This window comes from Thermoactinomyces vulgaris, from assembly GCF_005886755.1.
GTDB classification, from domain to species: Bacteria; Bacillota; Bacilli; order Thermoactinomycetales; family Thermoactinomycetaceae; genus Thermoactinomyces; species Thermoactinomyces vulgaris.
Genome location: NZ_CP039710.1, coordinates 1,739,397 through 1,751,628, shown reverse-complemented (window position 1 = coordinate 1,751,628; position 12,232 = coordinate 1,739,397). Strand labels below are relative to the sequence as shown.

The window sequence follows — 12,232 nt, the reverse complement described above, 5'->3', positions numbered from 1 at the left end:
GCGGTCGGGATGCTGAAGGAACTCGTTATTCGCCACTTTGCCATCATTGAAGAGGTGCATATCGCATTTGACCATGGGTTTCATGTGTTAACAGGCGAAACGGGCGCCGGGAAATCCATCTTGATTGATGCTCTGGGCTTGGTTGCCGGCGGCAGGGCATCTGCGGATTTTGTCCGCCATGGAGAAGGAAAAGCCGAAATCGAAGCGGTGTTTGAACTGGATCAAGAGCATGCTGCACGGGCTCCGCTGGTGGAGTGGGGATTTGATGAGGAAGAGTTGGATCAAATCATCATCCGCAGAGAGATCACTGCGCAAGGGAAAAGCACCTGCCGGATCAATGGAAGAGTGGTCACGCTGTCCTTGCTCAAACAAGTCGGACCCCGTTTGATTGATATCTCCGGACAGCACGAGCACCAATCATTGCTGAAAACGGAGGAACATTTGGAGTGGCTGGACCATTTCGGCGGCGAGGAAATTCTTTCATTGCGCCGGCAATATGAAGAGATATATGTTTCTTACGACAAAGTAAAGCGCCAATTGGAACAATTGCGAAAAAATCAGAGGGATTTGGACCGGCGTTTGGATTTGCTCCGTTTTCAGGCCGATGAAATTGAAGCAGCTCAGTTGACCCCCGGGGAAGAAGAAGCTTTGGAATCGGAACACAAACGTTTGGCTTCCGCCGAGAAACTGATGGTCCACAGTGCGAAGGCATATGAATACTTAAACGGTGAACAGGGAGGCATCAGCCTCGTGCAGGAGGCGATATCCCATTTAAGCCAGATTTCCGAAGTGGACGAGTTTTTGGAAAATGTGGCGGAACTGGCCCGGTCGGCCTGTTACCAACTGGAAGAAGCGGCAATTGAAATTGCCCGCTATCAGGACAGTTTTGAGTTCGATCCCAAACGCCTTTACGAGGTGGAAGAAAGAATCCATTTGATTCACCAATTAAAACGCAAATACGGGGACAGCATTGAAGAGATTTTGGCTTATAAAGAACAAGTGGACCAAGAACTGCATGAGCTCGAAAATCATGAGGAAATTGAAGCGGAACTCAGCGCAAAATGCCGCCAATATGCGGAGCAATTGAAAGAATTGGCGCAAAAGCTCACATCGAAACGGAAAAAAGCCGCATCTGCATTGGAAACCAGAGTGGAGCAGGAATTGAAGGATTTAAATATGGGGTCGACCGTTTTTCACGTCGCCTTTTTTCCGGAGCCTTACCGCCATGACGTTTTTTATGCTCACGGGCAGGATCAAATTGAGTTTCAAATTGCCCCCAACCCTGGCGAACCGTTAAAGCCGCTTGCCAAAATTGCATCCGGGGGAGAATTGTCCCGGTTGATGCTGGCGCTCAAATGTATTTTTACCGAAGTGAACCGGAATGATACATTGGTCTTTGACGAGATTGACACGGGAGTGAGCGGCCGCGCAGCGCAAGCCATTGCGGAAAAAATTGCGTTTTTGTCGAACAGGCATCAAGTCCTGTGCGTGACTCATTTGCCCCAAGTGGCTTGTATGGCGGACTGCCATATGTACATTGCAAAAGAAGTATTGCAATCCAAGACAAGGACAAAAGTGGAGAAGCTGGACATGGAAGGTCGCACGGTTGAATTGGCGCGCATGCTAGGCGGCGTGGAAGTGACCAGTACGACCCGGAATCACGCCCGGGAAATGATCCGGCTGGCTGAAGAACAAAAGAAACAATATGTGAGGTGAGTGCCTTTAACCCAGGTGTTAAAGGCTTTTTTGTTTTTTAATTGGCATTTGGTTTTTCAGGGAACATGTTCATGAGCAGGAATGTTTTGAAGGACATAAAAGGCCGGTGAAGCGGTTACCTTAAGATTAGTAAGCTGCACCTTTCAAAATTGGCGAAAGGGAAGGCGGGAAGCTCAGGAGAGTGGTAAGATTGCAAAGCAAAGGGAAACGAAAATGGTTGGGATTTCTCCTGGTGCTTCTCCTGATGTTGGGAAGTACTACAAGTGTCTTTCAGCAATGGATCCAATTTCCACATGAGATCCGCCTTTTTCAGGGTGAATCAAAACAGCTTCCTTTATCCATGCCTGCCACCGCTACTGCCAGTGTATCCGATCCCCGTATTCTCCATGTGAACGGATTCCGTCAAGCTGAGGTTCCGGTGGATCTCAAAAAGCCTGTCACTTTATTTACCAACACAGCCGGAAAGACTTGGCTGACCCTGAACTTATTTGGTGCATTCCCGATTAAAAAAGTCCAAGTGAATGTTTATCCCCGGTTAAAGGTGATCCCCGGCGGACAATCCATTGGAGTGAAGGTTTATTCCAAAGGAGTGATTGTTGTCGGCCACCATCGTATCCAGACCAGCGATGAAAAGGTGGATTCACCGGCTGAAAAAGCTGACATCCGGATCGGCGATTATATTGTGGCCATGAACGGAAAGCCGGTCAACCGGGTGAAGGATGTGGCCAAAGAAGTCGAAAAATCGGAGGATAAACCGATCCGGGTCACACTGATACGGGAAGGAAAACAAAAAAACACCACCATTCAGGCACAAAAAGATGCCAGGGAAAACCGTTACCGCTTGGGGATTTATATCCGCGACTCCGCGGCCGGGGTGGGAACGCTGACCTTTTATGATCCTGAAAAACATGTGTACGGGGCATTGGGACATGTCGTGACAGACGTGGATACCGGACTGCCGATTCGTGTGGGGGAAGGAAAGATTGTCCAATCCAATGTGACCTCGATTCAAAAAGGGGAATCTGGTGAACCGGGTGAAAAAAGAGCCATTTTCTTCAGGGAAAATCAAGTGTTGGGGAACATCCGCCAGAATACACCGTTCGGGATTTTCGGGCAGATGAATGAGGCCCCGGCTAACGGAAAATACCAAAAACCGATTCCGGTTGCTCTCGCTGATGAAGTGAAAGAGGGCCCTGCCAAAATCCTGACGGTGGTTGAGGGGCAAAAAGTGGAGGAATACAACATTGAAATCGTGCATGCCATCAAACAAAAATTTCCGGCGACCAAAGGATTGATCATCAAAGTGACGGATCCCCGGTTATTGAAAAAAACCGGCGGCATTGTCCAGGGAATGAGTGGAAGCCCGATCATTCAAAACGGAAAATTAATTGGGGCAGTAACTCACGTGTTTGTCAATGATCCAACTTCGGGATATGGAACTTTTATCGAATGGATGTTGCAAGATGCAGGGGTGATTCAATCAACAGCGGCTACACATCGTAGCCGCTTTTTTCTCTTCAGGATCGATCCAGTTGTTTTAAAAGTTGATCTTTCGTCTGAATTTGTTGAAGGGCCGCATCCACTTGCTCAGCAGCAGAAACCCGGTTTCCATCCAAAGCAAATTTCCCTTGATAAGCGCCCACGATCACGTAACTGGGATCATTTGTCACCGGACCTTCGTATTTTTTCAATAACAAAACATACGAGTCATCCGCATCCATGACTTCATTTCCTTCCACGGTAAAATTCATATTTTTCTGTACACCACCGGTTTCCAAAATGGATATGACTTTTTGCGGAGCGTTCCCTTCATAGACCTGATCAATTTGAAACGAAGTCAGGGTAAACGGAACCCGGTCATAGAAAAAACTTTTTTGCCCGGAAAGAGCCTTGCCCTCCACGATTAAATCAGCTTCTAGCTGCATTTCTTTCACACTGGAATACATTTTGTTCAAGGACACACCCACTTCCACCTCTTTCGGTTGGAAGAAAGAAACATAGATCCCGGCCGCCGTCAACAAAGCAAGACTTGTGATCCCGATGGAATAAAGAAGGTGTTTGGACTTCCTCAGCATAAATAAACCTCCTTAAAAATTAATAAATGGCATTCACTCCGCTGATGTCATCCTGGGTCGGGGAATAAACCGTTCTCCCGTCATTGCTGTACATGACTGCTCCACCGGGTCCCAGCCGGTCTTCATGGGCAAGACCGATCGCATGCCCCAGTTCGTGCGTGATGACTCCTTTTCGAACCTGAGAGGAATAACTGTCGGTATAATAACGGTTGATGGAAATATCCATTTGGTAAACCGTGCTGCCTGAAGCGGAAGTAACGGTGCAAAGGCCGCTCCAGGAAACATTTCCATAATTGCCGGCCTCCGTGCGAATCCCGGCACTGGACCCTCCGTAACTGAGATTTACATCCGTCCGGCTGCTCCATTCCGCAGCGCCGTTTTCGCACTGTGTCGTATAGTCGCCTCCCATATCGCATTCATACGTAATATTGCTGCTTGACCATCTGTAACCCCACAAATTGTAAGCAAAGGCCGGAGTCCATGCCAGCAGGGTGACCACAAACAAACTGAGGACTACCAATTTTTTGGCCAAGAAAAACCCTCCTTATAAAAATATTCTGACTATATAATTGGCTACAAAGGAGGGAAAACCTGCTTTTTTATATAAAAAAATTCTAATTCAAAATACTTTTATACAAACAAAGAGCAAACCAACAAGAAAAAAAAGGCAAGAATCCATTTTCGGAATCTTGCCTTTGAATTTGGCTTCAAATTGCTGAGTCGGGTTGTTCTTTCCAATCTTGGTATAACAAGCCGGTGGCAAAAGTGACAAGCGGAACAAACAACATATTGACCAGCATGACCACGGATGCCACCACGAGGTAGCGGTCGGTGAATAAGAATGTGATCGATTGGACGATCCACTCGACAGCCAGCTCCACGATCAAGAAGCCAAAAATAATACCACACAGTTTCCAGAAATTGCTTTTGCCAAATTGAAAGGCTTGCTTGAAGCCTTCCCACCATTTTTTTTCGTCCAGTACCACGGCAAACGGGAAGGCATTAAACAGAACCATCAAAACAAATCCCGGGATAAGCAGAAGGAAAGTTCCGGTGACCACTCCCAAAGTATAGAGAACGGACATCACAAAAACGACAAAACCATATTGCCAAAAGCTCCCGTATGCACTCGAAAACTCAATGTATTCCCGTTTCCGGTAACTGTCCAAGATCTTGATAAAGGGAATTTGGACCAGTGATCCGGCAATCAACATATTGATGCCGTAGAACAAATCAGCGATATGAATCTGAGGTAACCAATAATAGAAATATAAATAGTTGTTGATGAGTATACACAGAAACTGGATTGGAACGATCACGATCAAACCCAGCATTAAAATCTTGCCAAATTCTTCGCGATACAGTTGAAACGAATCCCGAATGAGCATTTTGTCCTCCTTCAACATTTAGTCTCTGGGGTTGCGAATACTTTCTATTTGTTTTTTTTGTTTTTCTTTATTCGCCTTATCTCTATACACATCGTTTTTGAAATCTTCGTATTCAGCCATGGTTGCCTTGTCGGCATTCAGCCATTTATGCAGTTTATTCAGCCGCATATAGGAAACCTGTTTTGAGAGATCCAAAAAAGAAATGGATGCTTTTAGTTGCTTCATGAATTTTGTCCGTTCTTCTTCCGTTTCGATCTGTACTTCAAATTGTATTTTTTGAATGTCCATCATTCGCTCGAAATTTTTTCTGACCTTTTCATAGATATCTTTAGTAACCAGATAATCTGTTGTGAGTTCGGTAAATTGTTTTTTTGCGTTTTCCACCACTTGTTTAAGTTCCTCTTGTGTTTCAAACATCGTTTGTGGAATAGAACAAAAGATTTCATAACCTTTTTTGAAGGATGGATCATTAGATGCGTTGACAGTATCTGCAAAAGAATCCAGCAGGGATTGCAACTTTTTCCATATACCCATGGGTCTTTCCGACCATTTTGATCCATAAGTAAAAACATGTTTCAATCCTGATTCGACATCAGTTATATAATGATAAACTTCAACACAATCTTTATGAAGAGGCAAAGTGCCGTCTTCCTTGACAATCAAAATACCGTTCACTTTTTTTTCAGAGTAGCCATAAGTAATATTGTAAAATGTACTGCCGTTTACAACGGCTCGTTGGGGATAAATGTTATATACTTCTCCGTCTCGCAAATAATTCTCTGCCATATTTTTGATATGTTCTGGCGGTTCTGGAAGGGGGTTACCTCTAAGTTCATCCAAATTCATTGTTTTAGCCCTCCTTTGTTTAACCGAAAAGTTTGTTCCAAGCCGATTTTACACCATTTTTCACGGCGTTAACCCCTTTTTTCGCCAAATCAACGGCTCCTTGTGCCATCTTTTTGATGCCTTCCCGATGGGTCCAAATGGCACTTCCAGCCCATAATACCGTACCGGCAGCGGCTAAACCGATTCCCCAAGGAGTGGGTCCCATCAAGGCTCCTGCCGAAATCAGACCTTCACCGAAACTTCCCACAGCTTTGATGGCTGCATCCCGGGCTTCTGCACCTTTGCCGGCTTTCCAATTTTTGTAGGTGTCAATCAGATTATTTCCTGTATCGATAGCGGCAACACTAATGCCAACCCAGCCGAGACCTTTGGACAATTTGGAAACGGAACTGAGTTTTCCGATTTGACTTTGAATCTCGGCTCTTTGAAGTAATGAACCCATTTCTTGGAGGTTTTCCAGGTTGCGGATTTCTTTTAGAACTTTATATTTATCCCAAACTTCTTTGCCCTTTTCTGCCCCATCCCAAGTATCAATAAAGATTTTCCCGGCGGACCCATCTTTAAAAACCAAGTTTCCCATGGCTGACCGCGGGATTTTCACTATGTTGCCGTAAACGGCTCCTTTGGGGGAGATTTCATCAATCGGATTGTAAAGATAAGGTTCAATGGAAGCGGCTTGTTCTTTGAAAAAGTCATTGATCACAAATTTCATGACTGTCCAGGGATCCGGACCGTCGTTTTTCTTTTCGTTTTTGGATTGCGGTTGTTGTTTTTGCTCCGGTGTTTCCACTTTGGTGTTTTCATCGTTGATCTTTTTTTGCTCTTCCGGTTTCGGCCCTTCCTTCGGCTTGTAAAAATGGTCATCGACCGAAGGAACGTTGATGCCGCCTCCTTCGGCGTGGGAAATCGCCGGTGACAATGGAATGACAATTCCGATCATCATGCAGATGATTGCCATCAGCAGGCGGCGGGGGATGTTTTTTCGCATGTGACGCATACACATGGTTACGGAAAACAAAAGCAGAAGGATGGATTTTAAACCGTTTCCTTCGCTGGCGCAAGTATGTATGTAATTTGTTTTCCGTAACAGATTCACCTTCCTTTCATGGATGTGTTTTCATGGCTGTCATAACAGACAGAATGAACCCGGAGGTTCACTCTGTTTAAGCAATATTTCGATTTATTTGCAAACCGGTTTACGGTTTACAACCTATGTAAATAATTCATAAATCATAGCCAATTATACTTGTTTTTGTAATATTCGATTTAAAACACTCTTGTCTATATTGTTAATTCTTCTTTAAAGACGATTGAAATGGATGATTTAAGGGAAAAATACAAATTTCTTTCAACATATTTTTTTATATTAGCATATTTTGACTTGGAAGGGTAGGGATGAGGGGAGAAATCAGGAAGGAAATTTATTAAAAAGGAGTAAATCAGATAAAGTCATTCATAATTTCATTCCATGGAGTTTAAATTGCATCTTTTACGGTCAGATGCTGTCGGTTGGAGATTGCAAGGGGAAGGGGAAGGTGTTATGTTATGAGTCGTTTCAATCAATGAAAAAGACTGCTGTTTGAACGCAGCAGTCTTAGGCGGCATTTTTGATTTCTTCATAGTAGTCTTTGGCTTTTTTCTCGTTAAATTGTTTTTCCCATTTGGACATGACAACCGATGCCAAAGAATTGCCCAGGACGTTGACAACCGTACGCATCATGTCCATAATGCGGTCGACGCCGGCGATGAATGCCAATCCTTCTGCCGGGATGCCGACAACATGCAAGGTGGCTAACAGGACCACGAAGGAAACTCCCGGAACTCCGGCAATTCCTTTGGAGGTTATCATAAGTGTGAGCAAAAGGGTGACCTGTTGGGTGACAGTCAAATCAATGCCATACATCTGGGCGATGAAAATGGCGGCAATGGCTTGATAAAGCGTGGAACCGTCCAAGTTAAACGAATAACCGGTTGGAATGACAAACGAAGTGATCGCTTTCGGGCAGCCAAACCGCTCCATTTTCTCCATCAATTTTGGCAAAACGGCTTCCGAGCTGGAAGTGGAGTAAGCCAAAATCAATTCGTCTTTTAAGATCCTGACCAAATGAAAAATGTTGACTCCGACGATTTTCGCGGTAAGCCCCAAGACCACGACAATAAAAAAGATCATGGTCGCATAAACCAAGATCACAAGTTTGCTCAATGGAATCAAGGATTCGATCCCAAACTTGGAAACCGTGACTCCGATCAGGGCAAAGACGCCAAAGGGAGCAAATTTCATGACGGTATTGGTGACATAAAACATGGCATCGGCGGTTCCTTGGAAAAACCTGAGCACGGGTTTTCCTTTTTCACCGATCGCGGCGATCCCAAGGCCAAACATGACGGAGAAAAAGATGATGGCCAGCATGTCGCCTTCCACAATGTCCGCAAACAAGTTTTCGGGGACGATTTGGACGACGGTGTCAATGAGCCCGTGTTCTTCCGTTTCTTTCGTGGTTTCTTGATATTGGCTGATATCGGTTTGCTCGATGGATTGCATGTCAACGCCCTTACCCGGTTGAAACACGTTGGCGGCGAGCAACCCGACAAGCAGTGCGATGGTGGTGATGATTTCGAAATAAAGAATGGTTTTTCCGCCGAGTTTCCCCAGTTTTTTAATGTCTCCGACACCGGCTACGCCGACGATAATGCTGGAAATGACAATGGGGATGACAATCATTTTAATGAGGCGCAAGAAAATGTCGCCAATGGGTTGCAGATATTTTTCGATATTCGGATTGCCGAAGAAAACGGCCCCGACAATGATACCCAAAATGAGCCCGATAAATATTTGCCATGCCAGACTGATTTTAACCTTTTTCATTCAATCACCTCGCAAAAAAATGACATGATTATAAATGTTTATGACTATTTATTAATTGATCTAGTAAATAAACGACAAATAATATGTTAAAAGAAATTTAAAGATGAATCAATCTTTATAACAATAATTGTATTTATTTGAATATAATTGTTTTTCAATCTATAAGTTTGGAGATAAAAAAAACCGGGAAGATATATCCCAGTTTTTTAACGTTGAATAATGAAGTTAAGTTGACGGGCGGTCCGGCCCTTCCAGCTTCTTGTTTCCAAAGCCGGCGGCAAATTCGGTTTCGGATTTGTTTTGCTGTTTGGTTTTCTCGTTTTTTTTCTTTTGTTCCAAGCTGGAATTGGACGGTTTTTTCAAAGCGGTTCACTCCTTTCTAATTTTAATATGCAACTTTTTCGTGGTTTTACACCGAATTCGTTTTATGAAATTGTATATTTTTTTATTTTCTTAAAAATTATGCCCTCATCAAAAGGCGGAATGCAGGAAGTTTTGATTCTTTGTCGAATGGAAAAAATAAACTGTTTTGGACGATTGGGAGGGTCTTCCATTGAATAAAATCCGAGTGATCCTAGCGGATGATAATCGGGAATTTGCCGATTTGCTTAAAGAACATTTGAACGGGCAGGGAGATATTGAAGTGATCGGTGTGGCCCACCACGGGGGCGAGGTCATTGAAATGTTAAAACAGGAAATTCCCGATGTTTTGATCCTGGATATTATCATGCCTCATCTGGACGGGCTTGGCGTATTGGAACAGCTCCAGCAAATGGATCTGGAGTTTGATCCGAAAGTGATCATGCTCACGGCATTCGGCCAGGAAAACATCACGCACCGGGCCGTGGAACTGGGAGCTTCCTATTACATATTAAAGCCGTTTGATCTGGATGTGTTGACCCACCGGATCCGGCAGATGAAAGGCATTGCTTCCAAGCCGGCATTGGTGAAATCCGGCTCTTCCGTCCCGTCGGGAAAAGCGGCCTCCGGACAAAAAGCCAATAATTTGGATGCCAATATCACCAACGTGATTCATGAGATCGGTGTCCCGGCCCATATCAAGGGGTATCTGTATCTGCGTGAAGCCATTTCCATGGTTTACAATGAGGTGGAGTTACTCGGAGCGATCACCAAGTCGCTGTATCCCCGGATTGCCAAAAAATACAACACGACTCCGAGCCGTGTGGAACGGGCGATCCGCCATGCGATCGAAGTGGCTTGGAGCCGTGGGAATATGGATTCCATCCGGGAGCTGTTCGGTTATACAATTAACGTAACCAAAGCAAAACCGACAAACAGTGAATTTATCGCGATGGTTGCCGATAAATTACGCATTGAACATAAAGTCGGGTAAGCCGCCACTTGATCGTGGCGGCTTTTTTCATCAGCGGATTCGTACTTTTTCGGAACGGTCAATCCATAACCGGTGTTCTTTTCTCGCTTCGGTGATTTTTCGATAAAGGGATTCGGCTTCGGCATATCTGCGGGCTTTTAAAGCTTGGCGAAATCTTTTTTCCAGCGGTGCCACCACTTGTTGATGAAACATGTTTGCCCGGGTAGTGTACTTGGGTTTTGCAGGACGTTGTTCCTGCCGGTTTGTCGAAAGTCTTCTTTTTTTGCCCATCGGTCATTGCCTCCTTTTTAAGCAGGGGACCAGGTCACTTTCCTGGCGGTTGAAAAACGTTTTTTCACTTCAGGCCAGTAAACCACATTCCACCAGTTGTCGATGTATGCTTTGCGATTGTTTTTGTATTTCAGATAATAGGCGTGTTCCCAAACATCTAGGGGCAGTAAAGGAATCACATCTTGTTGGGAAAGGTTTTGGTGTTTTTCCGCTTGCAAAATCTCCAGTCGATGTGCCCTGGGGCTCCAGACCAAAATGGCCCAACCGCTTCCTTCCACCTGTTCTGCGGCGCGGGAGAAGTGTTCCTGAAACCGTACGAAACTGCCAAAATCCATATCGATTTGGTTTCTGAGAGAGCCGGACGGTTCCCCACCGCCTTCCGGATTCATAATTTCCCAAAAGATGGTGTGCAAATAGTGACCGGCTCCGTGGAAGGCCGCTTCCCGTTCCCAATGCTTCAACAAAGTAAAATCCCCTTCCTGACGGGCGGTTTGAATCATTTTTTCAGCCCGGTTCAGTCCGTCCACATAGCTTTGATGATGTTTGTCGTGATGCAGTTGCATGGTTTCCGCATCAATATATGGTTCAAGCGCATCATAGGGATAGGGGAGCGGAGGCAGTTGATGTTTTCCAACGGGAACGCGGGGCTCTTGCAATGGTTTGGGGGATTCCGGCGATTTCGGAGTTTTTTCTGCAAAAGAAGTTGCGATGGGCGAGGCAAGGTTTTGGAATCGTGCGATGAGTTGCTGAAAAGTTTGGTAAAGGGTGTAAGGATCTTTAAAAGGCATTTGTCTTTCCAAATGGCAGATCTGTTTCCACAATTTTTGTCCGGCTTTTTTCTGGTGAGGATCGGTAATGGATTGCAGTTGTTGTTCCAGCCAGGTGCGGTAATATTGAATCATAAAGGCAAAAGACTGCTTCTGCAGATGGTTGAACCCATTCAGGTTTGGATGTATCATTCGCTCCATTCTCCTCCGCAAAGTTGTTTTTTCCACAATATGTGTAGTCGCCCAAAACCGTGAATGAAATTTGGGATAAAAAAGAGAATTTTAGTGTCGAAACATGTTAAAATAAATGGTTACAGTGTTGAGTGTTGGAATGTGGTGAGAGTTTGAAGTGAATGGAGGCGACAAGGTGGCTCGGGAACGCAAGTTTTCAACCGATGAATTGTTTCGTGAAACCAAACAAATTCTTCAATGTAAAGGTTATGACGCCTTTACCCTCAGCCGGTTGGCAGAATGTTTGAATGTATCACGCGGGACCATTTACAAATATTATGAGAATAAAGATGAATTAATTATGGCTTATATGATTGATGAAATGAATCGGTTTCTTGTGAAACTGAATGAAATGGAAACCAGGCAAGGTTTTTTCGCCCAGTTTGAATTTCTGTTGCACCTTTTATTTGAAAACGAAAATATTGATCAACTTATGGAGATCGGACAGCAAATTTCAGCAAGTACGAACAAAGTCAAAGAGAAAAAAGAAGAATTAAGCCAACTCCATTTAATGATTTATGGCCGCTTGCAACAATTAATCCAATTGGGGCGCAAAGAACAGGTGTTGAAAGAGGAAATTCCGGATGAACTGATCTTGGGATTTATTTTTAACTCTGTGGCCATTCCACGCGGTGAAGTCCCATGGGATCAATGGGTCAAGAGCATCGAGGAAATCATCTTTTATGGAATGGTTAAACGTTGAGAAGAATTCGTATATG

At 44.5% G+C, this 12,232-nt stretch carries 12 protein-coding genes; 4 read left to right on the top strand and 8 right to left on the bottom strand.

Annotated features, from left to right (window positions below; genetic code table 11):
• Nucleotides 1-9 precede the first annotated feature (9 nt).
• Together recN and spoIVB are read left to right on the top strand one after the other, a co-directional pair.
• Entirely contained in the window at nt 10-1,716 is a 1,707-nt protein-coding gene (recN, locus tag FA954_RS08930; protein WP_037993833.1) for a DNA repair protein RecN, read from the top strand.
• Nucleotides 1,717-1,897: 181 nt separating this feature from the next.
• On the top strand, nt 1,898-3,439 hold the full coding sequence (gene spoIVB, locus FA954_RS08925; RefSeq protein ID WP_342353640.1) for a SpoIVB peptidase: 1,542 nt from the start codon (nt 1,898-1,900) through the stop codon (nt 3,437-3,439).
• A gap of 371 nt (nt 3,440-3,810) precedes the next feature.
• Here spoIVB and FA954_RS08920 read toward each other — a convergent pair whose 3' ends face one another.
• From FA954_RS08920 to FA954_RS13695, 6 genes are all read right to left on the bottom strand, one after another.
• Nucleotides 3,811-4,323, bottom strand: coding sequence for a M57 family metalloprotease (locus tag FA954_RS08920; RefSeq protein ID WP_049719950.1), 513 nt, complete (start codon nt 4,321-4,323; stop codon nt 3,811-3,813).
• A 175-nt stretch (nt 4,324-4,498) separates the two neighbouring features.
• On the bottom strand, nt 4,499-5,179 hold the full coding sequence (locus FA954_RS08915) for a DUF7847 domain-containing protein (protein WP_037993829.1): 681 nt from the start codon (nt 5,177-5,179) through the stop codon (nt 4,499-4,501).
• An 18-nt stretch (nt 5,180-5,197) separates the two neighbouring features.
• Nucleotides 5,198-6,025, bottom strand: coding sequence for a hypothetical protein (locus FA954_RS08910; protein ID WP_037993828.1), 828 nt, complete (start codon nt 6,023-6,025; stop codon nt 5,198-5,200).
• A gap of 19 nt (nt 6,026-6,044) precedes the next feature.
• Complete coding sequence (locus tag FA954_RS08905; RefSeq protein WP_037993825.1) at nt 6,045-7,121, bottom strand: hypothetical protein; 1,077 nt, start codon at nt 7,119-7,121, stop codon at nt 6,045-6,047.
• Between the two features lie 498 nt (nt 7,122-7,619).
• Nucleotides 7,620-8,891 carry a glutamate/aspartate:proton symporter GltP gene (gltP, locus tag FA954_RS08900; protein ID WP_138615022.1) on the bottom strand — a complete coding sequence of 424 codons (1,272 nt, stop codon included), beginning with the start codon at nt 8,889-8,891 and terminating at the stop codon, nt 7,620-7,622.
• Nucleotides 8,892-9,116: 225 nt separating this feature from the next.
• Nucleotides 9,117-9,254 carry a hypothetical protein gene (locus FA954_RS13695; protein WP_156097708.1) on the bottom strand — a complete coding sequence of 46 codons (138 nt, stop codon included), beginning with the start codon at nt 9,252-9,254 and terminating at the stop codon, nt 9,117-9,119.
• A 190-nt stretch (nt 9,255-9,444) separates the two neighbouring features.
• Here FA954_RS13695 and spo0A point away from each other — a divergent pair, with 190 nt between their 5' ends.
• Entirely contained in the window at nt 9,445-10,245 is an 801-nt protein-coding gene (gene spo0A / locus FA954_RS08895; RefSeq protein WP_037993823.1) for a sporulation transcription factor Spo0A, read from the top strand.
• Between the two features lie 30 nt (nt 10,246-10,275).
• On the opposite strand, the gene FA954_RS08890 is transcribed toward spo0A, so the two are convergent.
• Together FA954_RS08890 and FA954_RS08885 are read right to left on the bottom strand one after the other, a co-directional pair.
• The gene (locus FA954_RS08890) at nt 10,276-10,515 is read right to left on the bottom strand and encodes a hypothetical protein (protein ID WP_037993821.1); all 240 of its coding nucleotides are present in this window, start codon (nt 10,513-10,515) and stop codon (nt 10,276-10,278) included.
• 17 nt (nt 10,516-10,532) lie between these two features.
• Nucleotides 10,533-11,474, bottom strand: a complete 942-nt coding sequence (locus FA954_RS08885; protein WP_231564569.1) for a superoxide dismutase — start codon at nt 11,472-11,474, stop codon at nt 10,533-10,535.
• A gap of 175 nt (nt 11,475-11,649) precedes the next feature.
• On the opposite strand from FA954_RS08885, the gene FA954_RS08880 reads away from it, so the two are divergent.
• Complete coding sequence (locus FA954_RS08880; RefSeq protein WP_037993818.1) at nt 11,650-12,216, top strand: TetR/AcrR family transcriptional regulator; 567 nt, start codon at nt 11,650-11,652, stop codon at nt 12,214-12,216.
• Nucleotides 12,217-12,232: the final 16 nt, after the last annotated feature.

Excerpts from the sequence above, each read along its gene's own strand:
- recN (WP_037993833.1), top strand. The coding sequence starts at position 10 with ATGCTGAAGGAACTCGTTATTCGCCACTTTGCCATCATTGAAGAGGTG.
- FA954_RS08915 (WP_037993829.1), bottom strand. The coding sequence starts at position 5,179 with ATGCTCATTCGGGATTCGTTTCAACTGTATCGCGAAGAATTTGGCAAG.
- FA954_RS08910 (WP_037993828.1), bottom strand. The coding sequence starts at position 6,025 with ATGAATTTGGATGAACTTAGAGGTAACCCCCTTCCAGAACCGCCAGAA.
- gltP (WP_138615022.1), bottom strand. The coding sequence starts at position 8,891 with ATGAAAAAGGTTAAAATCAGTCTGGCATGGCAAATATTTATCGGGCTC.
- FA954_RS08890 (WP_037993821.1), bottom strand. The coding sequence starts at position 10,515 with ATGGGCAAAAAAAGAAGACTTTCGACAAACCGGCAGGAACAACGTCCT.
- FA954_RS08885 (WP_231564569.1), bottom strand. The coding sequence starts at position 11,474 with ATGATACATCCAAACCTGAATGGGTTCAACCATCTGCAGAAGCAGTCT.